Origin of the sequence: Paenibacillus agricola (genome assembly GCF_011440305.1) — a bacterium.
Taxonomy (GTDB): Bacteria; Bacillota; Bacilli; order Paenibacillales; family NBRC-103111; genus Paenibacillus_S; species Paenibacillus_S agricola.
Genome location: NZ_JAAOIW010000001.1, coordinates 623552 through 644881 on the forward strand (window position 1 = coordinate 623552; position 21330 = coordinate 644881).

A 21330-nucleotide genomic window follows, 5' to 3' on the forward strand; every position below is an offset into this window, starting at 1 on the left:
ACCTAATAACACTTAGTACAGCTTCGTATCCTGGTTGTAAGCCTCCAGGTTTTCCTTAATACGCTGCAGGAACCTGCCACAAATCACACCGTCCAAGATGCGATGGTCTAAGGACAAGCATAGATTGACCATGGAGCGGACAGCGATCATATCCTGAATAACTACGGGCTTCTTTACAATCGATTCGAAGGTGACAATAGCCGCTTGGGGATAGTTGATGATCGGATAGGACAAGATCGACCCAAAGGCGCCTGTGTTATTCACCGTAAAGGTACCGCCTTGCATATCACTGAGTGTTAATTTGCCGGCTCTTGCTTTTCGGGACAATTCATCAATCTCCCGGGCTAGGCCGGCAATGTTTTTTTGGTCGGCTTTTTTAATGACCGGATTGACGACAAAATCCTCTGTACCCACAAGCAGTGTAATATTGATATCCCGCTTCACAATAATTTTGTCAACCGCCCATACTGAATTCATAATCGGGAAGTCTTTTAGCGCACTGACAACAGCCTTCAATAAAAAGGAAAGATAAGTCAAATTGATGCCTTCCTGCTTTCTGAATTCATCCTTTACCTTATTGCGAAGCTGAACAAGGTTGGTTACATCCACCTCGATCATCGTCCAAGCATGCGGAATTTCGCTTACACTTTGGCGCGTACGGCTCGCAATCATATTACGAATAGGGGTCACATCAATCATATATTCGTTGCCGGTTTCCGCTATTTGTTCCTCTACTTCAATCTTCGGCAAGGTCGGATTGTCCGAAAGATGAATGCCTGTGGTTCGCACATGATCCCTGCGAATTCGGGCATTATTGGCATCCTCAGCATCTGATTCCTTAGCTGTGCCCGATCGTATCGGCTGATTAGCGGCGCTTATTCCCGCTGATGCTGGCTTGCTGGCAGCATATCCTTCAACATCCTTGCGGGTAATTCGCCCGCCTAATCCTGTTCCACGTATATCCTCTAAGCGAATCCCATGCTCGCCCGCAAGCTTTAATACCGACGGCGAATATCGGCTGCGCATATTTTCATCGCCACTTTCGCTGGCTTGCTTATCCCCGTTAGTTGACACAGCCGCTGGCTGTGCCGGGTTGCTTGCAGCCTGCCCACTTTGCTGGCCGATTGGCTCTTCAATCAGGCAAATGGCTTCACCCACTGCTGCTGTTTCACCATCAGCTACCAAAATTTGCGTCAAGCGCCCACTTATAGGGGAAGGCATTTCTGTCGTCACTTTTTCGGTGATCAATTCGCATATTGCTTCGTATTCCTCTATGTAATCACCGGGCTGCTTAAGCCATTTTCCGATGGTCGCCGATACGAGACTTTCCGCCAAATGCGGGACAGTCACTTCGGTTCCTCGTGTGTTTGGATTCATTGGGTTTCCTCCTAAGAGTTTTCCATTGGAAAACATTCTTCATAAGCCTTAACGATGTGTTCCTCATGACAATGCAAAAATAACCTAAATAGGTTCATTTCTATTAATACAAAGCCAGCTCACGCATAGCCTCTTTAATTTTATCAGCACTAAGCAAATAAAATTTCTCCATCGGCGGGTTCATGCCAACAGCTGGTACATCTGGCGCACAAAGGCGTTTGATTGGTGCGTCGAGGTCAAATAGCATCTCCTCGGCGATAATCGCCGAAACTTCTGCTCCGATGCCGCCCGTTTTATTATCCTCATGGATAATCAACACTTTGCCCGTTTTGGCCGCTGCTTCGAGAACCGCAGTCTTGTCCATAGGCTGTAGGGTCCGCAGATCGAGAATATGCACGCTTATCCCCTCCTTGCTTAGCTCTTCAGCTGCCTGGAGTGCATAATTAACGGTCATTCCATAAGAAATCACCGTAATATCCGTGCCGTGTCGTTTCACATCCGCTTTACCGATTTCGACGATATAATCATCGTCTGGAACTTCACCCGTGATGCCTAAATAACATTTTTTGTGTTCAAAATATAGCACGGGATCCTCATCACGAATCGCCGCTTTCAGCAGACCTTTCGCATCATAAGGATTAGAAGGCGCCACCATCTTCAAGCCCGAGGTACCGAAAAAAACCGATTCCGGACATTGCGAATGATAAAGTGCCCCGCCGCCTGTTGCCCCATAGGGTGCACGAATAACGATAGGACAATTCCAATCGTTATTCGAGCGGTAACGGATCCGCGCCGCTTCGCTGATAATTTGGTTCGTCGCTGGGAAAATAAAATCGGCGAACTGCATCTCCGCGATGGGCCGCATCCCATACATCGCCGCGCCAATCGCAACGCCAGTTATCGCAGATTCAGCTAGAGGCGTATCCATTACCCGCTCTTCACCATATAGATCGCGCAACCCTTTCGTCGCATTAAGGACGCCGCCTTTGCCGACATCTTCGCCTAACACAAACACATTCTCGTCACGTGCCATCTCTTCCTGCATGGCAGAGCGTATAGCTTCCAAGTACGTAATAACAGCCATTAACGCACCTCTCCTTCTTCTGCATAAACATGGCGTAATGTATCTTCAGGCAGAGGGAATGGAGCTTGCTCAGCATAATGGGTAGCTTCATTAATTTCGAGCTTCAGCTGCTCCATAAGCTCATCCTCCTGGTCATCGCTCCATAGCCCACAATCAACCAAGTACTTACGGTAAACCGGAATACCGTCCTTGGCCCGGTTCTCATCGACTTCTTCCTTAGTGCGGTACAGCATATCATCATCGGATGTAGAATGTGGAGAGATCCGATACATTACCGCTTCAATCAATGTTGGCCCTTCGCCTCGTACAGCGCGCTCCCGTGCTTCCTTCATAACACGGTAAACCTCCAGCGCATCGTTCCCGTCAACCTTGATGCCTGGAAAGCCATAGCCTGCGGCACGCTCGGCAATGCTGCCGGATATTTGCTTATGCAGCGGCACCGAAATCGCATATTGGTTATTTTCACACATGAAAATTGCAGGTAGCTTGTGGACACCCGCAAAGTTGCAGCCTTCATGAAAATCGCCCTGATTGCTTGAGCCTTCACCAAAGGTGGCAAACGCGACAAAGTCTTGTTTTTTCATCTTTGCTGCCAATGCAAATCCAACAGCATGCGGCACCTGAGTCGTTACGGGGCTTGAGCCCGTCACAATGTTCAGCTTCTTATGCCCAAAATGTCCCGGCATTTGCCGACCGCCGCTATTGGGATCCTCGGATTTGGCGAATACCGAAAGCATCAGTTCCGTTAAGCTCATGCCAACAGAGAGCACGAACCCATAATCCCGATAATAGGGCAGGAAATAGTCCTTGCCTTTTTGCAGAGCAAAAGCAGCCGCTACCTGCGCAACTTCTTGCCCGATACCCGAAACATGAAATCCAATTTTGCCTGACCGCTGTAATAAAAATCCGCGTTCGTCAAACTTTCTCGCTTTTTGCATATATGTGTACATCTCAACTGCTCGCTCATCTGATAACCCCAGCTTGCGGTGCTTCATCAATTGCCCGATGGACATGGACGTAACCCCTCCCACAATAAACTTATTACTAGGTACTAATACTTACCACTATATAGATATTATAAACTCTTTCAATTATGAACACAATCTTGATAGCTATTATCCTTACATGTTAATAGCTAGTCCATCTACAGCTAGCATCGCTTCCCCTAAAGCTTCGGAAAGTGTAGGATGTGGATGGATCGTCTGTCCTACCTCCCAAGCTGTTGCATTCAATAGCTGAGCGAGTGCCGCCTCTGATATGTAATCCGTTACATGGGCACCAATCATGTGCACGCCCAATATATCATTCGTTTGTTTATCGGCAATCACCTTTACAAAGCCATCCTGCTCTCCATGAACCAATGCTTTACCTAACACCGAATAAGGGAATTTGCCGATTTTCACTTCATGTCCAAGCCCAATAGCTTGGGTCTCCGTCCAGCCGATCGATGCGGCTTCTGGCCTTGTGTAGATACAACGCGGCACTTGATGCGCTTCATGCCGATGGGGGGTTTGCCCACTGGCATGCTCCACAGCGGCAATCCCCTCGTGTCCAGCTACATGAGCAAGCTGAAGCCCGCCAATGCAATCGCCAATTGCATAAATATGCGCCTCTGCTGTCTGCAAATGTTCATTGACGCGAATGACGCCACCAGTCAGCTTGATGTCTGTATTTTCCAAGCCAATTCCTTCAATATTAGCCTGCCGGCCTACACATACTAATATTTTATCGGCCTGTAGCTGCTTACGTTCGCCCTTCCGGTCAAAGTCGAGCTGCACTTTACTTGCTGCTACATTTACTGTATCCACCGCTATAGCTGCCTCTGTCCAAATCTGCACGCCTCTTTTCTTGAGCAAGCGCTCCATTTCCTTGGATACATCAGCATCCTCAGTAGGCAGCAACCTTTGGGCATATTCGACTACTGTAACCTTGACACCAAAATCATTCAGCATCGAAGCCCACTCCATACCAATGACGCCGCCACCGACAATAATCATCGATTCTGGCAGCTCTTCAAGCTGCAACGCATCATCACTATTTAATATATAACTTCCATCAGTGTCTAGACCCGCGAGCTTTTTGGGACGAGAGCCTGTTGCAATAATCAGCTTATCCGCAACTAACGTAACGATTTCCCCATCGGACTGCTCAACCGAAATTGAACCGCTGCGGGGTGAGAAAATGGAAGGTCCAATAATTCTGCCATTGCCATACACCACATTTATTTTGTGCTTGTTCATTAAATACTGGACACCTTTATACATTTGCTCGACGATCGCAAGTTTACGGGTTTGTACCTTGGAAAAATTCAGCTGGACGGAGGCAGTTTCAATACCGAACTTCTCACTTTCTAGCATAGTTGCATATAGTTCCGCACTGCGCAGCAGCGCCTTGCTCGGAATGCATCCACGATGGAGGCAGGTTCCTCCAAGCTTTTCGCGTTCCACGACGGCAACCGTTTTTCCTAATTGGGCGGCTCGGATGGCAGCGATATATCCACCCATGCCTCCACCAAGGATCACGAAATCAAAAGCCTGCGTCATGTAAAAAACCTCCTGTCATTTTCAAAAAATCACTTCGTATGTGTCAACTTATTGTCGGTACCAGCCAACTTCTGCAGCATCCGCTTATGTTTCTCTTATTGTAACTCTATTTTCGTCCAGAAATATAGTACAATTTACGAAAGATACATGAACTGTTTAGTAATCTTAAAATACTTAATCTTTTACAAAGGAGCCCTCCATGAAAACTACACTAACCAAATTCGCAGCTGTGTTGCTGCTTGTTATTCCAGGATTTATGGCAACCTACGGATTCCTCGCCATGAAGGATGCCTTTTTCGCCCAGTTCGGGACAGCAGAATCAGACCCTCATATATTATGGGGAAAATTCGCCATTGGCTTTGTCTTATTCGCGGCTGGAGTCGCCTTTATTGGTGGATGGACTTTTTACCGTGACCGTAAACGCAACTATCTCGCACCGCGGTTTAAAGTAAAGCGCAAAAGGTAATAAGCTTTATGCCTATGCTGCCCGCAACCCGGTTTGCCTCCTTATTAGGTTTAGAGGGCTATGCTGCCTTCAAGCCATTCCTCATAAGGTGTTGCCGGCAGCATTTCATAAATGTAATTCTTTATTGAGGCCTTTTCTTCATCCTTGAAAGAGTATCTGCAATCCATGCCATTAAAAAGCAGCTTTAGCAGTTGGACAATCCCATTCTTGCTTATATGTAGTTGAATAACATACAGCTCCTCAGGCTCATCTTCAAAACGACATCCCACATAAATAGCCAAAGTTTGGGCAGAACCATCTTCAATCTCACAATAGTCGAATTTCATCATAGCCTCCAAAAATAAATAGCTTTATTCCAATGCCTTCAACAAATTTCTACAAAAAATGTATATAGCCTATGCTATACTTATGATTATCTTAGCGCAAGGAGTAGAATCAATGCAAAAAATATGTCAAAAAATTGTTCGTGTTCAGAATGGTCTGATTACGGAAATTTATGATGGTTTGATGTATCGGAAGTTCGATAACAACGATATCGCATTGAAAGAACTATTAATGGATGACGTTGGGTTAGATTTTGAAGCTATGCTCCACTCTTATGGCCAAGTCATTCATGATATGGTTATAAGATTCCCGCAATTGAGCAGTTATCTTACCGAGCAGCTTCCAGAAGGATGGCTTGAATGGGCTAAAGAGTATTATGCTGATGAAATGGCAACGACCAACCTACATGCTGCTAATACAGAAGCACCACCTATTATTTTATAAAAGTGAATACCGTGTCCAGATGTGGCCATCCACCAATTTGCACACGGTATTTTTTTGTTATTTGAACATGATATGATATTTCTCATAGGAATAGCAATGATAAGATGATAGTATTTACTTATCCACTGAAAGGGGTGCTCTCATGTTATATTCAAAAATACTAATTGCCTATGATGGTTCGAAAACATCGGATAAAGCATTCGATTCCGCACTAAAGCTAGCTAAGCTTAACCATTTCTCAAAGCTTGAAATTATTAATGTCATTAATGAACCTTCCTATTTAGCTGGCACCATGTACTTCACGCCTTTGCAGGCATCGCAGGATGAATATACCCGTTATTCGGCTGAGGTCACTAACAAGATCAAAGATATGATCAACGACTTTTCAAATACTCACATAGAAATCAGGCTAGGCAATCCAGCAAAAACCATTCTGGATTACGCCGAAGAGACCAAAGCTGATCTCATCGTAATTGGTAGCAGAGGTTTAAATAGCTTCGGTGAATTTGTCTTAGGCAGCGTCAGCCATAACGTTATGCAGCATGCTAAAATACCTGTTTTGGTAATTAAATAATCCGATTGCTCCAGCAAAAACTTCGTATTCATCATGATGTCCAGAATCATCATTGGATAGGCCTAATCTGCTTGATAAACAAACCTAAAACCCCTTCTATTGATATCACATATCAATAAGAGGGGTTTTAGGTTGTTTTAGCTATACTCATTTTTTTCTCAGAACTCCTTTTTCCTATCGCAAATTTTGCTTGGTAACCGTCTTTACAAAACGGTCGTTCTCATTCGATAGAAATCGTCTGAGGTTGCATCTGCTAGGTACGCATACTTCTTTATTTGCTACCATAGCCTGGTGCGCATCCTCGAAGGTAATTTTAATTCAGTAATCATCCATAACGATTGGTTGCTGGCATTGATAAAGATATGCTCCTTAAGGAGAATGCCATCCATTTTCATTCTGTAATGATTGTGAATATTTACCATTCAGGATATAAAGTATAGCATCAAGCTCAAAGGATCTATTCTAGCTCCAAAGTCCCTTTTCGATAAAGGTTCGCCTTATCGCTAGGCTTTCCCTTTTCACTTTGAATGTTTATCCCGAGTTGATAGTTAAAATATACACTCTTTCATTAATTTTGTAAATATTCAAATAATTCTGTTAATTATAAGTAAGCCTACTTTTTCTTGATATAACGCTTTCATTCTTGCTAAAGCTTTCAATTACTCTAATTATACGATGTGATATGCATATCTAGAAATCAGATCTATTAAGACTAGCCTTTACCATAACGGGTAAAACTACAATCATAATAAAATAAAGGAGCAAAACCCATGATCAGCAATCGTGAATTGAAGGATGAAATCGAGCAATTAAGCGAACATAATCAATTATTAACTCAAGAATTACAATCGATTAAAGAACTGCTTATCCAGCAATCAGCTAATAAGGACAGCAATAAGGATTCAGGCAGTGCGGGTAGTTCAAAGAACAATAAGGATGAAGCAAATGGCGGCAATCAACCAAACAGCAGTAATGTGGATAGTAGTAAAGATGCTACCACCACTAAAGGAAGCAGCAGCCAAAAGAACAGTTCCACTGATTCAGCCGATAGTGCGGGCAAAAGTGATAACCAGGATAAAGAGCTATCTGCCATAGCTACGGATTTTTCTATGCTCAAGGATTTAACCAGCGAATTAGAGGTTAAAATGCAAAGCTATATCCAAAACAGCTCCAGTGGTGGCGACACATTAACGAATGAAGATGCGGTTAATCTTGTACTGGCAATTATGAATGGAATGATTGATTGGACTATGGATATGGTATCCAAGCCTAGCAGTAATTAATAACGTAGCGACCTGTTCTAAACACGCTGTGGCATAAAAAGCACCATCCCCGGATCTTTCCGAGAATGGTGCTTTACGTATGCTTCAATTCAATTAGAGCAAGCTAATATTGCTAAATGGACTGACCGGGGAGGGCAAAACCTACGTAGTTTATTAACATTGTTCCGGAGGCGTTTATCGGAACCCCATCGCTAATAGGCGATAAACTCTTGGCAACCATGCTCCAAACAAACGCGCTACCTCCGCGTCAATCGGACTTTCAAGACACCTTATGCTCGATTCTGAGCTTATCGGCAACCATCGCGATAAATTCGCTATTCGTCGGCTTGGATTTCGAGATATTAATCGTATATCCGAACAGATGCGAGATGCTGTCGATGTTGCCGCGCGTCCAAGCGACTTCAATTGCATGGCGGATTGCACGTTCGACGCGGCTAGGTGTTGTTTTGTATTTTTCGGCAATTTGCGGATAGAGCGTTTTCGTAATGGAGCCTAATATTTCAATATTATTATAAATAATCGTAATGGCTTCACGCAGGTACTGGTAGCCCTTAATATGAGCCGGTACGCCGATCTCATGAATGATTGTTGTAATATTAGCATCCAAATTTTTTCCTTTAGGAAGCTGTACGACATTGGCCCTGGCGCTGGATGTGTTGGAAGTAACTGAATTGCTTTGATTGTTGGATACTAGCTGCCGGATTCGATTCGTTAGGATTTCCATATCAAAAGGCTTTAATATGTAATAGGAAGCACCTAATTGAACCGCCTTTTGTGTAATGTTTTCTTGGCCAAAGGCGGTGAGCATAATAACCTTTGGTTGTGGATTCAAATTCATATCACGAAGCTTTTCCAATACACCCAAACCATCCAGATGCGGCATAATGATATCTAGAATAAGCACATCTGGCATCCGTTCGCTTTCTTGAATCAAGCGGAGTACATCATTACCATTGTAGGCAATACCAGAAACATGCATGTCTTCTTGTTCATCAATATATTCAGAAAGTAAGTTTGTGAATTCTCGGTTGTCATCAGCCAGCAAGACCTCAATCGTTTGCAAGATAGCTTCCTCCTTCAAAATGGGAAAATCAATGAATAACAGTTATATCTGTCATTATACTTTCGACATGGTACATAAAATTCCTTCTGTCGAAAATTATTTTTCTGGATTTATTTTTCATTTTATCTTATAATTAATAATTTAATTTATATTAAGTCAAATTACTTCACCAGAAGTCAACATTCGACAAACAAAAGTAAATAAAAATAAGTTCCCCGAAGGGAACTCAAGACGCTTCTTTTAGCTCATTTGGAGTTTGGCGAAGTACAATGCCTGCATCCTGTAGCATCCATTCGATAAAACAACCATAGCCGCTTGAGGGGTCATTGACGAATACATGGGTTACTGCCCCAATAACTTTTCCATTCTGGATGATAGGACTCCCACTCATGCCTTGTACGATTCCCCCTGTTTTCTCAAGCAAGCGTGGATCTGTTATTTTAATAACCATCCCTTTGGTTGCCGGAAAATCCTGCTTGGACACGTGGATAACTTCAATATCGAATTTTTCGACTTTTTGGCCATTAACTACGGTATAAATCTGGGCAGGTCCTTCTTTAACCTCTTCAGAAAAGGCTACAGGTAGCGCTTCTTTACTTAAGCTGTGATCAGGAAGCTCACGCATTTTCCCGAAGATGCCAAAGGCTGTGTTTTTCTCGATATTGCCAAGCACCTTGCTTTCTTTAGAAAACTGGGCTCTTTTCTCGCCTGGCTCCCCGTTTTGGCTTTTGGAAATCGAGGTAACATTAGAATGAACAATTTCGCCAGTGCCCACCGTTATTGGCGTTTGCGTGTCCATATCGGTAATAACATGGCCTAGTGCGCCATATACGCCTTGATCCGGTGCAAAGAAGGTCAATGTCCCTACACCTGCCGCTGAGTCGCGAATGTACAGGCCAAGCCGGTAGGTCTGGTCCACAACATCATAAGCAGGCTGCATTTGAAGCTCAATTAATTCATTATTGCGGTTCACTGTCAAATTCAATGGCTTTTTGCTCTCTCCTGCCTCATTTACAACATCAGCAACCTTGGAAACATCGGTAATCGGCTTGCCGTTAATCTTGACGATTAAGTCGCCCAATTGAACCTTGGCGTCCTCGCCTGGCGAAATCTTTTTCTCCTCCGCTACAGTTACCAGATGATGGCCGACTACAAGAACACCCGCCGACTTCAGCTTTACTCCAATGGTATGCCCACCCGGAATAATTCGGAGGTCAGGCACCACATTGACCTTGACCGTTTTGAGCGGAATGGTTCCGAAGAGCTTTAGCTTTAATTCGGTTTGCCCCGCTTTATAGGTTTCTAAGGAAATCGGCTGATGAAGGTCTACTTGAAATGAGTGCTTGGCTGATCCATTAACCTTTACAATGTCTGGACCATTAACCGTGACTTGCGCGTTTACGGGCATCGAAAGCTGGAGGCTGGCTTGTTGGCCGGTGAACAGCCTCAGTTCTTCTGGAAATGAAGCAAAGCTTTGGAAGGGTGTGGACAGGCTGCCCAGACAAACGAAAAAGATGAGCATCAATCCAAATAATTTTCTTCTATGGTTGGAACTCATGGTGTCACGCTCCCTTGCTTCCTGCGCATTCACGGTACATCTCTTACCGCTGTTTGCGTACCCTTAAGGTATCCCCAGTCCAACCGTTTTATAAGTGAAAATGATCCCACACTTGGTTCTACATACTTCTTTTTTTGTCTTCTGCCAAGTCAAGCATTTCCTGAGCATGCTGTAGCGTGGTCTCCGTCACTTCTACGCCACCCAGCATACGAGCTAGCTCATGGATGCGTCCACTCATGTCAAGATCATCTACATTCGTAAAGGTGCGTGTCCCATCTGTAGATTTATGGATACAATAATGGGAATCAGCCATGCAAGCTACCTGTGGTAAATGAGTAATGGAAAAAACCTGGCAGTCGCGGGACAGCCGCGACATTTTTTCAGCTATTGCTTGCGCGGCACGTCCGCTTACACCGGTATCCACTTCATCAAAAACGAGTACAGGGATCCTGTCTACCCGGGCAAAAATGGATTTTAAGGCAAGCATTACCCTGGAAATCTCACCGCCTGAAGCAATTTTGCTTAACGAGCGTAGTGGCTCTCCAGGATTGGCCGATATTAAAAATTCCACATCATCTGCTCCATTAACGCCAAAAGCAGCTTCATTGTATCTTATCTGGACTTTGAATTGTGTTTTGTCCATATGAAGGTCACGCAGCTCTGCTACGATTTCTGAGGCCAGCTTCTCCGATATCAGTTGCCTTTGCTCGGACAAGCGTTTAGCCCATTTACGCACGTTTTCTGCCGCCTGCTTCTCCTGCTTTTGCAGCTCCTGCAGCAGCTCGTCCTTATTCTCGATCAGATCCAGTTCTTTTTGCACTTTGGATACATAAGCAAGGATATCGGCAATACTATCTCCGTATTTACGACGCAAGGACGCTATCATATGTAACCGTTGTTCAATATCATCTAGCCGGATTGGGTTAAATTCAATGTCGTCCCGATAATCGCGAATTTGGTAAACTGCATCCTCAAGCTGGTAATAGGCATTCTGGATTTGTTCCATTAAAGGATTCAGCTTAGCAGGATCCAAAGGAGCGATATCCTCAATTTGCTGCATCATTTTGTTGATGGTTTCCAGACCGCTTCCTGCCGAACTCATCGATTCATAGGAATCGGCAGCATTTTGATATATTTTTTCGGCATTGGCTAGTTTGCGCTTTTCTTCATTTAAAGATTCATCCTCACCCAAAATTAATTGGGCGGTGTTGATTTCCTCAACCTGGAACCGGTACAAATCAAGCATTTGCAAGGATTGTTTACTGGTGGTCTCCAGATCCTTTAATCTCTTACGGATTCCCGTATAAACCTGATAAGCTTTTGTATACTCATTTTTTATAGACATGATGGCTGCTTCGCCGAATAAATCCAGCCAATTAATATGCTGCTCTACTTGAAAAAGCGATTGATGCTCATGCTGGCCATGAATATTAACAAGCCAAGCGCCTACTGTTTTTAATCCGGTCTGGTTGATCATTTGTCCATTTATACGGCTGGTGCTTTTTCCTTGGGATGTAATTTCACGCCGGATGATTAAGTGCTCCTCCGCATCCGCTTCAATCCCTAAACCTGCCAAAGCAGCCCAAACCGGATGGCCTGCTTCAATATGGAATAAAGCTTCAATCGTGGATTTGTCGCTTCCATAACGCACCAAATCCGCCGAGCTTCTTCCCCCAGCGACTAAGGTTAAGGCATCAATGATGATTGATTTACCAGCTCCGGTTTCCCCTGTTAACACATGAAAACCTTTACGAAAATGAAGATGAACCGATTCTATTACCGCTAAGTTGCGTATCGACATTTCAAGCAGCATCGTTATCTCTCCCGTTAGCTAAGCATGGATAAAATTTGATTAACAACTTTATTGCTCTGATCCTTCGTTCGGCATATGATTAATATCGTGTCATCACCACAGATCGTACCCATAATTTCTTGCCATTCTAGGCTGTCGATTAAAGAGCCTATCGCATTGGCTGTTCCTGGAAGGCTCTTAAGCACAACAAGGTTTTCAGTACTATCGATATGGACAAAATGGTCGTTCAAAGCCCGCTTTAAACGAACTAATGGATTGTAGCGCTGGTCTGCTGGCACAGAATACTTATAACGCCCGTCGTCCAGGGGTACCTTCATCAGATGAAGCTCTTTGATATCGCGGGAAATGGTCGCTTGGGTAACCGGAAAGCCCGCATCGCGCAGCCGATCAACAAGCTCGTCCTGCGTTTCGATTTCATTATTGTTAATCATTTCGCGTATTTTAATATGCCGCTGGCCTTTCATTTATCCCTCATCCTCATTATCTATTTGAAATAGGATCCGCTGTACTTTTCTTTGCTGGCTGTCTACATAAAGAATTCCGGTCGTCTGTGGATACAATAAATGGAAAACAAGCAAATGGTCACGTATCGAGCTGCCCGTTAATTCCATAGGCTTGCGTTCTCTTGCGGATTTCACAATATAATACAGGCCTTCCCGCTCCACAAAATAGTCAATGAACAAGCGGCTTTGCAAAAGCTCATTATCGTTAACAGAAATATGGATGGGGATGCGCTGCTTGCCGCTTATAACCTTATAGCCTTCATCATCAAGTAAGCGGGTAACTTCATCTTCAGTGACAGGAGCTTCATCCGGAATCGGGAGCCCTTCACCTTCCACGGTTTTTCTAATTCGAGCACGAATGGACAGAAATATCCAAAATCCCAACACGATCATAATTAAAAAGATTACCAAACCATCGCCATTTTGCATCCAGCTTCACCCCAATGGTTACTATTCGTGAATCATGGGTCGATTCCTCCAAAAAAACAAAAAACTCATCCGCCAGATGAGTTTTGAAGCTTTTGCGCATCGATGACTACTTGCCTAATCCACTCGTCTTGTAGTTCAGTTGTAAGGGTTGTCTCAGGCTCTGCAGCATGAAAGTAGGCAAGAAATTCCACGTTGCCTTCTCCACCGCGAATAGGCGAGAACGTAAGGCCCTGCAAATAAAATCCGGCTTCCTTGGCAAATCCAAGCACCGCTTGAAGCACATCGGTATGGACAGCTGGTTCACGGATCACACCTGTTTTAGGAACCTTCTCTCGCCCTGCCTCGAATTGAGGCTTGATCAAGGCAATCACCGAGCCCTGATCTCCAAGTATGCTTTTTAATGGAGGAAGAATCAGCTTTAAGGAGATGAAAGAAACATCAATAGATACAAAGCTAGGCTTAGTGCCGCCACCCAGATCCTCTGGTTTCATAAATCGAAAGTTGGTACGTTCCATCACATGTACACGAGGATCATTGCGTATTAGCCAATCCAATTGGTTATAACCGACATCCACCGCATATACCTCAGCAGCACCGTTCTGCAAGGCACAGTCCGTGAAACCACCTGTCGAAGCACCGATGTCCAGCATCGTTACACCTGTCAGATCAATCTCAAATAGCTTTAACGCCTTTTCCAGCTTTAAGCCGCCTCTACTTACATAAGGATGAATAGCGCCCTTAACAATAATCCTCGAGCTTCTAAGCACCTTCGTGCCTGCCTTGTCACTGGGTACGTCATCTACAAGGACAAGCCCCGCCATAATGGAGGCTTTGGCTTTTTCCCTTGTAGCAAAAAAACCTTGCTCCACTAACAATATATCCAACCGTTCTTTATCTACAGCCATCTTGAAGAGGTTCCCACTTTCTATTGAAGCTTATCAAGCATGCTGCCGTTTGCGCGGCATTAATGCTTTGACCTCGGTTACTAACCGCTCAGCCGTAAGTCCGACCTCTTGGCGTTGCTCCTTAACTGACCCATGCTCAACAAAATAATCGGGTACTCCGAGAATTTTGATTTGCATGCCGTAACGGCTTTGGTTAGCGTAAAACTCGAGGACCCCGCTTCCGAAGCCGCCCATTTGTGCGCCTTCTTCCATCGTAATAATCGGCAAATCTTCCTTGGAAAATTGAAGCAGCATCGCTTCATCCATCGGTTTAATGAATCGGGCATTTACTACCCTAAGCTGAAGACCATCCTTGCTTAAAGCCTCCGCGGCTTCCAGCGCAATGGCAATCATCGGACCAACAGCCAGCACAACAGCGCTGTCTCCAGGTCTTAATACCTCCCACGTACCAATGGGAATCGATTTTAGGGGTTCATCCATGGAGACGCCCAGTCCGTTGACACGGGGGTAACGAACTGCAATCGGCCCCTCATTGTAATCAATCGATGTTTTCAGCATATGGCGCAGCTCATTCTCATCCTTGGGCATCATCACTACGATATTCGGCAGGCTGCGTAAATAAGTGATATCAAAAACACCATGATGGGTTTCACCATCTGCACCAACAAATCCGGCACGGTCAATCGCAAATACGACATTCAGCTTAGCGCGGCAAATATCGTGCACGACTTGGTCATAGGCTCTTTGCAGGAAGGTCGAGTAAACAGCAAAAACCGGTTTGATCCCCTCACTTGCAAGCCCAGCACAGAGCGTAGCCGCGTGTTGCTCAGCTATGCCGACATCAATCATGCGATCCGGGAATTCCTTGGCAAATTTGAGCAATCCAGAGCCACCTGGCATAGCTGGTGTTACAGCAACAATCCGATTATCCAGCTTGGCCAGCTCAATTAATGTATCACCGAAAACCTGCGTGTACATCGGATGTCCAACAACCTGCAGCATTTTACCTGACTCCACTTTGTAAGGGCTTGCTCCATGCCATGTGTGGGAGTCCGCCTCTGCGGGCAAATAGCCTTTGCCTTTAAGGGTAAGCACGTGAACCATCACAGGGCCTTCAATCTTCTCGGCTTGCTTCAGCGTTTCCAGCAATGCAGGCAGATTATGACCATCTACAGGGCCTAGATAAGTAAAGCCTAATTCCTCAAAAATAACTCCGGAAACGAGCATATATTTTAAGCTGTCCTTCAGCTTTTCCATGGTCTTCGCTAATGTCCCGCCAATGGCAGGGATTTTTTTCAATAGGTACTCGACTTCCTCTTTGGCCTTCATATAATGTTTATCGGAACGAATTTTGGCCAAATAGTTATGCATCGCTCCGACATTCGGAGCAATCGACATTTCATTGTCGTTCAAAATCACCATTAAATTTTTCTTTTCATGGCCAATATGGTTCAACGCTTCAAAGGCCATACCTCCAGTTAAAGCGCCATCGCCGATAATCGCTACGATTTTATTGTGCTCCCCCTTGAGGTCGCGAGCGACTGCCATCCCCATTGCGGCAGATAGCGATGTGCTGCTGTGCCCAGCTTCCCATACATCATGTTCGCTTTCGGAGCGTTTGACGAAGCCACATAAACCTTTGTATTTGCGAAGCGTATCGAATTGAGCCATACGGCCCGTAAACATTTTATGGACGTAGGATTGGTGCCCCACATCAAAAATAAATTTGTCATATGGGCTGTTAAATAAATAATGGAGGGCAATCGTGAGCTCGACAACTCCTAAATTGGGTGAAAGATGCCCGCCGGTTACCGATAACTTTTCTACAAGAAACTGCCTTGTCTCTCCAGCCAATATTTCTAATTGTTCTATTGAAAGTTTCTTTAGGTCTTGTGGCTGATTGATATGTTCTAGCAGCACGCTGGTTCCCCGCTTTCCTGTTCGGACTGTTGCGTATAATAACAAACACCCCAACCGCAGGAGTGAATAAGTAATAGTTTCCACTAAACGTTTGATCCATTATACCATAGTGGCATTACGTGCTCAAATATAACATAATACGGAATCGTTTAAATTTCTGATCACCTGTCTCTTTTTACCAAAAAATCAGCAAGTTGAAGCAGCCTTTTTGAAAAAGGGAACTCTGCATCCAAAATAGCCTGCTTTCCCTGCTCTGTCAATTCACGCATTTTCGCTTGCGAGGCTTCGATACCAACAAAGAAAGGATAAGTTACTTTTTGTTGCTTTTCATCGCTTTTAACAGGCTTTCCCAGCTTTTTCTCATCTCCAACAAGATCGAGAATATCGTCTTGAATTTGAAAAGCAAGACCGATATTATAACCGAACTTCTCTAAAGCCTGAAGCTGCTTAGCATTGGCACCTGCTAGATGTCCGCCTGCTTTCAAGGAAAAAACAATCAGGTCGCTCGTTTTATGCATATGGATATATTCCAATTCTTCCAATCGTGTGAGCCCCTGCTCTCCTTGCATATCTGCCGCTTGTCCACCTACCATGCCAGGCGCTCCAGCAAGCCTTGAGAGGTCTTCAATAATATCAACAACCCGTTCTGCGGGTACCTGATAAACCCGATATGCTTGTACCACGGAGTAAAAAGCATGGGTCAACAAGGCATCCCCAGACAGGACCGCCATTGCTTCTCCATACACCTTGTGGTTAGTTAGCTTACCGCGGCGGTAATCATCATCGTCCATGGCAGGCAAATCATCGTGAATAAGTGAATAGGTATGAATCATTTCCACAGCGCAGGCGACGGGCATAGCCGCTGCTATTTGTCCCTCAAGCGCCTCTACTGCCGCCAGCATTAAAATAGGGCGCAGCCGCTTCCCACCTGCCATCAGAGAATACATCATGGATTCGCGGAGTGTCTGCGGAATATCCCAGATGCCCGGAATGGAAGCAAGCAACGCCGCTTCAACTAGCTGTGCCTGTTGCTCCAAATATTGCTGAATTGTTAGTTCGGCGTTCATTTCCATTCACCCTTTTCTTCAGCTGCCGGGTTAAAAGGCTTCTTGACTAACCCACCCTCTTGCTCCATCAAAATTTCGATTTTGTGCTCGACTTGCTCCAGCTTGCTTCCACACAATTGGGAAAGCTTCATCCCTTCTTGAAACAGCTCAATAGCTTGCTCCAAAGGGACGTCGCCACCCTCTAGGGAGGCTACAATCTGTTCCAGCTTATCCATTGCCTGCTCAAAGCTAAGCGTCGTTTCCTGTTTTGCCATTTTGCTTCTCCTCCATTGACCACACATGACAATCCACGTTTCCATCTGAGAGCCTCAGTTTTAGGACATCCCCGATCTGGACCTGCTGAATGGATTTAATCAATTGTTGCTCGTTTTCATCATAAACTAGGCTGTATCCACGCTGCATCACCTTCAATGGACTAAGTGCATCCAATTGGCGGATCACTGCTACAAGCCCTTGTCGTTTCTGGTTTCTAGCTGTATGCATAGCCTGCTGCAGCTGGCGAACTGTTGAGCTGAGGCGGCGCTTGGCATAAACCACCTGTTCCTTCGGGTTAAACTTGGACAAGCTTTTGCCCAGCTTTAAATGGCTTTCCTGCAGCTTGGCTAGCCTTCTGCGCATTTTATAGCCCAGCTGCTCTGTTGTCCTGTCCAAGCGCTCCACCCTCTGTATCAATAGCTGTCTACGCGGATTCAGAAAGACGGGTGAGCGCCTTGCCCTGCGCAGACGTTCGCGGTTACGTTCCAGTTGATTGGATAAGCCGCTGTACAACCGCTGATTGATATAGGCAAGCTGCTGCTTTAATTCCAATTGATGCGGCACCGCTAATTCGGCTGCGGCTGTTGGCGTTGCTGCTCGAAGATCGGCAACAAAATCGGCGATCGTAAAATCGGTTTCGTGACCTACGGCTGAAATAATCGGAATGGCAGAGGCAAATATCGAGCGCGCCACAACTTCTTCATTAAACGCCCATAGCTCCTCCAGCGAGCCGCCGCCGCGTCCTATGATCAGGACATCTACGTCCTTCCGAGCGTTCATCGCTTCGATAGCCCTTACAATAGCAGGCGCAGCCTGATTCCCTTGAACGAGCACTGGGTAGAGCAGGATCGGGACATTGGGATAGCGGCGTTGAAGCGTAATCACAATGTCACGAACGGCTGCCCCTGTCGGTGAAGTAATAATCCCGATGGCCTTAGGAAAGCGAGGTAATGGTTTTTTACGCTCGGCAGCAAACAGGCCTTCATCAGCAAGCTTTTTCTTCAACTGCTCGAAAGCCAGGTACAAGCTTCCGATCCCATCGGGCTGCATTTGGGTCACGTAAAATTGGTATTGCCCATCACGCTCATAAACCGATATATTTCCGCATGCTAATACTTTTGTGCCTTCTTTGGGAATAAAGCCAATCCGCTGGTTGTTGGAAGAAAACATAATGCTTTTGAGACGACTATCTGCATCCTTAAGCGTAAAGTACATATGTCCACTGGAATGATGTGTAAAATTGGAAATTTCCCCGCGGACCCAGACATCCTGCAGGGTATTGTCACTCTCAAGCCGCATTTTAATATAGCGGTTTAATTCCTTGATGGAAAGCACTTTTTTTTCCCTCATAGATTATCCATTCACTTGCGCTTTTAAAGAACGGGACGCTGCATCAAGTGTATTTTTCAATAAAATCGTAATCGTCATTGGCCCTACGCAGCCTGGTACAGGAGTAATATAGCTGGCCGTATCAAGGACGTCATCAAAGTCAACGTCACCTGCCAATTTGCCTGTGTCTAAGCGGTTAATACCTACGTCAATTACGATAGCCCCTGGCTTAACATGCTCTTTCCTTATCATCCTAGGCTTGCCTACAGCAGCAATTAAAATATCCGCTTGGCTGGTGATCTCAGCCATATTGGCCGTTTTGGAATGGCAGATGGTCACTGTTGCATGCTCCCTAAGCAATAAAATAGCCATCGGCTTCCCCACAATGTTGCTTCTTCCAATCACTACGGCATGCTTGCCTGCAAGTTCTACACCAATATGCTTCAAAATGGCAATAACACCTGCTGGCGTGCATGGAGCCGGTCCTTCTTTGCCAATCATCAAATTGCCCACGTTAACCGGATGAAAGCAATCTGCGTCCTTCTCTACAGCTATCGCTTCAACCACTTTATCTTCGGAGATATGCTTGGGTAATGGAGATTGCACTAGAATGCCGTGGATTTTGGGGCTTTGGTTCAGCTTTTCTATTAAAGCCAAAACCTCTTTCTCTGAAACACCCGCCTCTAAGCGATGAACCTCGGAGTACATGCCAGCTTCCTCACATGCCTTAGCTTTATTGCGGACATATACTTGAGAAGCCGGGTCCTCTCCTACAATAATAACAGCTAAGCCCGGTTGAACACCTTGTTGCGCCAGCTTGGCTACATCCTCTTTGATTTGTGCGCGGTAAGCACCTGTAATTTCCTTGCCATTAATAACCTGTGCAGACATGTTGTGTCCCCTTCCTTAACTACTTAGTAGGTTGGCTTTAATATCATCCAATTCTTTGATCATTTTACCTAACACACCGTTAACGAATTTGCCGGATTCCTCGGTACCAAAATGCTTTGACAAATCAATTGCCTCATTGACAACAACCTTGGGAGGAACATCATCTCGATACAACATTTCATAAGCGGCTAAACGCAAAATTTCACGGTCTACGCGGGAGAGCCTGTCCATCTGCCAATTTTTCAAATATTCCTTAAGCAGATCATCGATCACTTCTTTATTCGCTAATGTGCCTTCTACTAGCTCCAGGATTTCCTCATGGGAAATAACATCCTTGTTTTTGACCAGCTCCGACTCATCGTCACTCTGGGCCTCTTCGATCACGTTCGTAATGGCTTCACTTAAGCTCATATGGTTCATTTCGATTTGGTACAGGCTTTGGAGCGCTAGCTCTCTTGCCAATCTTCTTCTCACTTTATTGTTTCCTCCTAAGAGTTTTCCGTAGGAAAACTAACTTCGTAAGCATTTGCTGAGTTTTTGCCCTTAGGCAAAAACTTGCATCGTAAGCATAAATCTTGACTAAACAAAAAAAATCCTTGGCAAGAACCAGGGATTTCATCTCAATCTCCATTTGTCCATGAGCCAACGCCACATTGCTTCAACGGGAATGGCGGGCTCTCCCCGCTCCATACGACTCCCTATCTGATAACAAGTATATACGATTAGGGCAAAGATTAACATATCCCACAATCCGCAAATTAAATAGACGAGTCCCAAACCTACACCAGCAGCAAAACCCATGGATTTGCCTCGGTGTCTTTCCCAGAGTAGTTCCCATACCCCAATCCACATGGAAGAACCCACCTCTACTCCACCCGACTTTTAAATGTAGGGGATGATTGTTGAATGTTGGCGATAAATACCGTAACAACGGCAACAGGAATGCCTGTAATATCCTCAATATGCTTTTTAATATTGGCTTGCATCTCTTCTGTTAGCTCGGGAATGGAGCTTTCACCATCTACGATCGCTCGAATAATAATTTCCAAGCCTGCGGGACTTACTTTCACACGAGCCTTTAAATCCTTGACTCCGCGGGCACGGCGTGCTGCCTTTAAAGCCAGATTTTCTACGGTTTCAACCGAAATGCGAATATCGCCTAATTCCGTTCGTTGATCAATCGATGGAACTACTGCTTGGCCACGCGGCAAAGATACAATCAGCAAACGAATACTGATTAGTGCTACTATAACTGTAAATGTAATAAAGGTTAAAGCTATATTCAAATCAAAATATACAGCTTGCGCAAATCTGCCAACCTTATCAAAAGGAATCCATCCAAGAGCGCAGAACAGGAGCGTGCAACTTACGATCAAAGCAACTGCGCTGAGCACGAAGATAAGCAATCTATCCATCACTTTTACCACAAAACCGGACTCCTTCCGAATGAGAGCAAACCCCCTTATTGCTTGAAGGGGGTTTTCCAATCCTTTTTTTCACAT

At 45.0% G+C, this 21330-nt stretch carries 23 protein-coding genes; 4 read left to right on the top strand and 19 right to left on the bottom strand.

All coding sequences use genetic code 11. The features are described from left to right. Positions 1–12: 12 nt before the first annotated feature. The 4 genes from G9U52_RS03065 to lpdA form a co-directional block, all read right to left on the bottom strand. The gene (locus tag G9U52_RS03065; protein ID WP_166145943.1) at positions 13–1377 is read right to left on the bottom strand and encodes a dihydrolipoamide acetyltransferase family protein; all 1365 of its coding nucleotides are present in this window, start codon (positions 1375–1377) and stop codon (positions 13–15) included. A 103-nt stretch (positions 1378–1480) separates the two neighbouring features. Further along, on the bottom strand, positions 1481–2461 hold the full coding sequence (locus G9U52_RS03070) for an alpha-ketoacid dehydrogenase subunit beta (RefSeq protein ID WP_166145946.1): 981 nt from the start codon (positions 2459–2461) through the stop codon (positions 1481–1483). Beyond that, positions 2461–3474 carry a thiamine pyrophosphate-dependent dehydrogenase E1 component subunit alpha gene (locus G9U52_RS03075; protein ID WP_166145949.1) on the bottom strand — a complete coding sequence of 338 codons (1014 nt, stop codon included), beginning with the start codon at positions 3472–3474 and terminating at the stop codon, positions 2461–2463. Before G9U52_RS03075 ends, G9U52_RS03070 begins: the two co-directional genes overlap by 1 nt. Positions 3475–3582: 108 nt before the next feature. Beyond that, positions 3583–5004 (bottom strand): dihydrolipoyl dehydrogenase, encoded by a 1422-nt coding sequence (gene lpdA, locus G9U52_RS03080; protein WP_166145952.1) that lies wholly within the window; start codon positions 5002–5004, stop codon positions 3583–3585. A 199-nt stretch (positions 5005–5203) separates the two neighbouring features. On the opposite strand from lpdA, the gene G9U52_RS03085 reads away from it, so the two are divergent. Then, complete coding sequence (locus G9U52_RS03085; protein WP_166145955.1) at positions 5204–5470, top strand: DUF2627 domain-containing protein; 267 nt, start codon at positions 5204–5206, stop codon at positions 5468–5470. A 50-nt stretch (positions 5471–5520) separates the two neighbouring features. Here G9U52_RS03085 and G9U52_RS03090 read toward each other — a convergent pair whose 3' ends face one another. Then, positions 5521–5799, bottom strand: coding sequence for a hypothetical protein (locus tag G9U52_RS03090; RefSeq protein ID WP_166145958.1), 279 nt, complete (start codon positions 5797–5799; stop codon positions 5521–5523). A gap of 109 nt (positions 5800–5908) precedes the next feature. On the opposite strand from G9U52_RS03090, the gene G9U52_RS03095 reads away from it, so the two are divergent. The 3 genes from G9U52_RS03095 to G9U52_RS03105 all read left to right on the top strand — a co-directional run bounded on the left by G9U52_RS03095 (position 5909) and on the right by G9U52_RS03105 (position 8095). Next, a complete protein-coding gene (locus G9U52_RS03095) occupies positions 5909–6238 on the top strand; it encodes a hypothetical protein (protein ID WP_166145960.1) in 330 nt (109 codons plus the stop codon). Positions 6239–6380: 142 nt separating this feature from the next. Beyond that, positions 6381–6812, top strand: a complete 432-nt coding sequence (locus G9U52_RS03100) for a universal stress protein (RefSeq protein ID WP_166145963.1) — start codon at positions 6381–6383, stop codon at positions 6810–6812. 770 nt (positions 6813–7582) lie between these two features. Further along, on the top strand, positions 7583–8095 hold the full coding sequence (locus tag G9U52_RS03105) for a hypothetical protein (protein ID WP_166145966.1): 513 nt from the start codon (positions 7583–7585) through the stop codon (positions 8093–8095). 259 nt (positions 8096–8354) lie between these two features. Here G9U52_RS03105 and spo0A read toward each other — a convergent pair whose 3' ends face one another. The 14 genes from spo0A to amaP form a co-directional block, all read right to left on the bottom strand. Further along, a complete protein-coding gene (gene spo0A / locus G9U52_RS03110) occupies positions 8355–9158 on the bottom strand; it encodes a sporulation transcription factor Spo0A (RefSeq protein WP_166145969.1) in 804 nt (267 codons plus the stop codon). A 226-nt stretch (positions 9159–9384) separates the two neighbouring features. Then, positions 9385–10716 carry a SpoIVB peptidase gene (gene spoIVB, locus G9U52_RS03115; RefSeq protein WP_166145972.1) on the bottom strand — a complete coding sequence of 444 codons (1332 nt, stop codon included), beginning with the start codon at positions 10714–10716 and terminating at the stop codon, positions 9385–9387. A gap of 118 nt (positions 10717–10834) precedes the next feature. Continuing rightward, positions 10835–12529: a DNA repair protein RecN gene (recN, locus tag G9U52_RS03120; RefSeq protein WP_166145975.1), complete on the bottom strand. Its 1695-nt coding sequence runs from the start codon at positions 12527–12529 to the stop codon at positions 10835–10837. Positions 12530–12543: 14 nt separating this feature from the next. After that, positions 12544–12993, bottom strand: a complete 450-nt coding sequence (gene ahrC, locus G9U52_RS03125) for a transcriptional regulator AhrC/ArgR (RefSeq protein WP_166145978.1) — start codon at positions 12991–12993, stop codon at positions 12544–12546. After that, positions 12994–13461 carry a hypothetical protein gene (locus tag G9U52_RS03130; protein WP_166145981.1) on the bottom strand — a complete coding sequence of 156 codons (468 nt, stop codon included), beginning with the start codon at positions 13459–13461 and terminating at the stop codon, positions 12994–12996. 65 nt (positions 13462–13526) lie between these two features. Further along, positions 13527–14366, bottom strand: coding sequence for a TlyA family RNA methyltransferase (locus G9U52_RS03135; RefSeq protein WP_166145984.1), 840 nt, complete (start codon positions 14364–14366; stop codon positions 13527–13529). Between the two features lie 33 nt (positions 14367–14399). Further along, entirely contained in the window at positions 14400–16286 is a 1887-nt protein-coding gene (gene dxs, locus G9U52_RS03140; RefSeq protein ID WP_166145987.1) for a 1-deoxy-D-xylulose-5-phosphate synthase, read from the bottom strand. A gap of 161 nt (positions 16287–16447) precedes the next feature. Beyond that, on the bottom strand, positions 16448–17353 hold the full coding sequence (locus G9U52_RS03145) for a polyprenyl synthetase family protein (protein ID WP_166145991.1): 906 nt from the start codon (positions 17351–17353) through the stop codon (positions 16448–16450). Further along, a complete protein-coding gene (gene xseB, locus G9U52_RS03150; protein WP_166145994.1) occupies positions 17350–17607 on the bottom strand; it encodes an exodeoxyribonuclease VII small subunit in 258 nt (85 codons plus the stop codon). Before xseB ends, G9U52_RS03145 begins: the two co-directional genes overlap by 4 nt. Further along, positions 17582–18958, bottom strand: a complete 1377-nt coding sequence (gene xseA, locus G9U52_RS03155) for an exodeoxyribonuclease VII large subunit (protein ID WP_166145997.1) — start codon at positions 18956–18958, stop codon at positions 17582–17584. Before xseA ends, xseB begins: the two co-directional genes overlap by 26 nt. A gap of 3 nt (positions 18959–18961) precedes the next feature. Further along, positions 18962–19828: a bifunctional methylenetetrahydrofolate dehydrogenase/methenyltetrahydrofolate cyclohydrolase FolD gene (folD, locus tag G9U52_RS03160; protein WP_166146000.1), complete on the bottom strand. Its 867-nt coding sequence runs from the start codon at positions 19826–19828 to the stop codon at positions 18962–18964. A gap of 15 nt (positions 19829–19843) precedes the next feature. After that, positions 19844–20302 carry a transcription antitermination factor NusB gene (nusB, locus tag G9U52_RS03165; protein WP_166146003.1) on the bottom strand — a complete coding sequence of 153 codons (459 nt, stop codon included), beginning with the start codon at positions 20300–20302 and terminating at the stop codon, positions 19844–19846. 141 nt (positions 20303–20443) lie between these two features. Continuing rightward, positions 20444–20680, bottom strand: a complete 237-nt coding sequence (locus G9U52_RS03170; protein WP_166146006.1) for a DUF2273 domain-containing protein — start codon at positions 20678–20680, stop codon at positions 20444–20446. Positions 20681–20694: 14 nt separating this feature from the next. Further along, positions 20695–21255: an alkaline shock response membrane anchor protein AmaP gene (gene amaP / locus G9U52_RS03175; RefSeq protein ID WP_166146009.1), complete on the bottom strand. Its 561-nt coding sequence runs from the start codon at positions 21253–21255 to the stop codon at positions 20695–20697. Positions 21256–21330 lie beyond the last annotated feature (75 nt).

What these genes read in the sequence shown, in the direction of transcription:
- G9U52_RS03065 (WP_166145943.1), bottom strand. Translation starts at nt 1,377, where the DNA reads ATGAATCCAAACACACGAGGAACCGAAGTGACTGTCCCGCATTTGGCG.
- G9U52_RS03070 (WP_166145946.1), bottom strand. Translation starts at nt 2,461, where the DNA reads ATGGCTGTTATTACGTACTTGGAAGCTATACGCTCTGCCATGCAGGAA.
- G9U52_RS03075 (WP_166145949.1), bottom strand. Translation starts at nt 3,474, where the DNA reads ATGTCCATCGGGCAATTGATGAAGCACCGCAAGCTGGGGTTATCAGAT.
- lpdA (WP_166145952.1), bottom strand. Translation starts at nt 5,004, where the DNA reads ATGACGCAGGCTTTTGATTTCGTGATCCTTGGTGGAGGCATGGGTGGA.
- G9U52_RS03085 (WP_166145955.1), top strand. Translation starts at nt 5,204, where the DNA reads ATGAAAACTACACTAACCAAATTCGCAGCTGTGTTGCTGCTTGTTATT.
- G9U52_RS03090 (WP_166145958.1), bottom strand. Translation starts at nt 5,799, where the DNA reads ATGATGAAATTCGACTATTGTGAGATTGAAGATGGTTCTGCCCAAACT.
- G9U52_RS03095 (WP_166145960.1), top strand. Translation starts at nt 5,909, where the DNA reads ATGCAAAAAATATGTCAAAAAATTGTTCGTGTTCAGAATGGTCTGATT.
- G9U52_RS03100 (WP_166145963.1), top strand. Translation starts at nt 6,381, where the DNA reads ATGTTATATTCAAAAATACTAATTGCCTATGATGGTTCGAAAACATCG.
- G9U52_RS03105 (WP_166145966.1), top strand. Translation starts at nt 7,583, where the DNA reads ATGATCAGCAATCGTGAATTGAAGGATGAAATCGAGCAATTAAGCGAA.
- spoIVB (WP_166145972.1), bottom strand. Translation starts at nt 10,716, where the DNA reads ATGAGTTCCAACCATAGAAGAAAATTATTTGGATTGATGCTCATCTTT.
- recN (WP_166145975.1), bottom strand. Translation starts at nt 12,529, where the DNA reads ATGCTGCTTGAAATGTCGATACGCAACTTAGCGGTAATAGAATCGGTT.
- ahrC (WP_166145978.1), bottom strand. Translation starts at nt 12,993, where the DNA reads ATGAAAGGCCAGCGGCATATTAAAATACGCGAAATGATTAACAATAAT.
- G9U52_RS03130 (WP_166145981.1), bottom strand. Translation starts at nt 13,461, where the DNA reads ATGCAAAATGGCGATGGTTTGGTAATCTTTTTAATTATGATCGTGTTG.
- G9U52_RS03135 (WP_166145984.1), bottom strand. Translation starts at nt 14,366, where the DNA reads ATGGCTGTAGATAAAGAACGGTTGGATATATTGTTAGTGGAGCAAGGT.
- G9U52_RS03145 (WP_166145991.1), bottom strand. Translation starts at nt 17,353, where the DNA reads ATGAACGCCGAACTAACAATTCAGCAATATTTGGAGCAACAGGCACAG.
- xseB (WP_166145994.1), bottom strand. Translation starts at nt 17,607, where the DNA reads ATGGCAAAACAGGAAACGACGCTTAGCTTTGAGCAGGCAATGGATAAG.
- xseA (WP_166145997.1), bottom strand. Translation starts at nt 18,958, where the DNA reads ATGAGGGAAAAAAAAGTGCTTTCCATCAAGGAATTAAACCGCTATATT.
- folD (WP_166146000.1), bottom strand. Translation starts at nt 19,828, where the DNA reads ATGTCTGCACAGGTTATTAATGGCAAGGAAATTACAGGTGCTTACCGC.
- G9U52_RS03170 (WP_166146006.1), bottom strand. Translation starts at nt 20,680, where the DNA reads ATGTGGATTGGGGTATGGGAACTACTCTGGGAAAGACACCGAGGCAAA.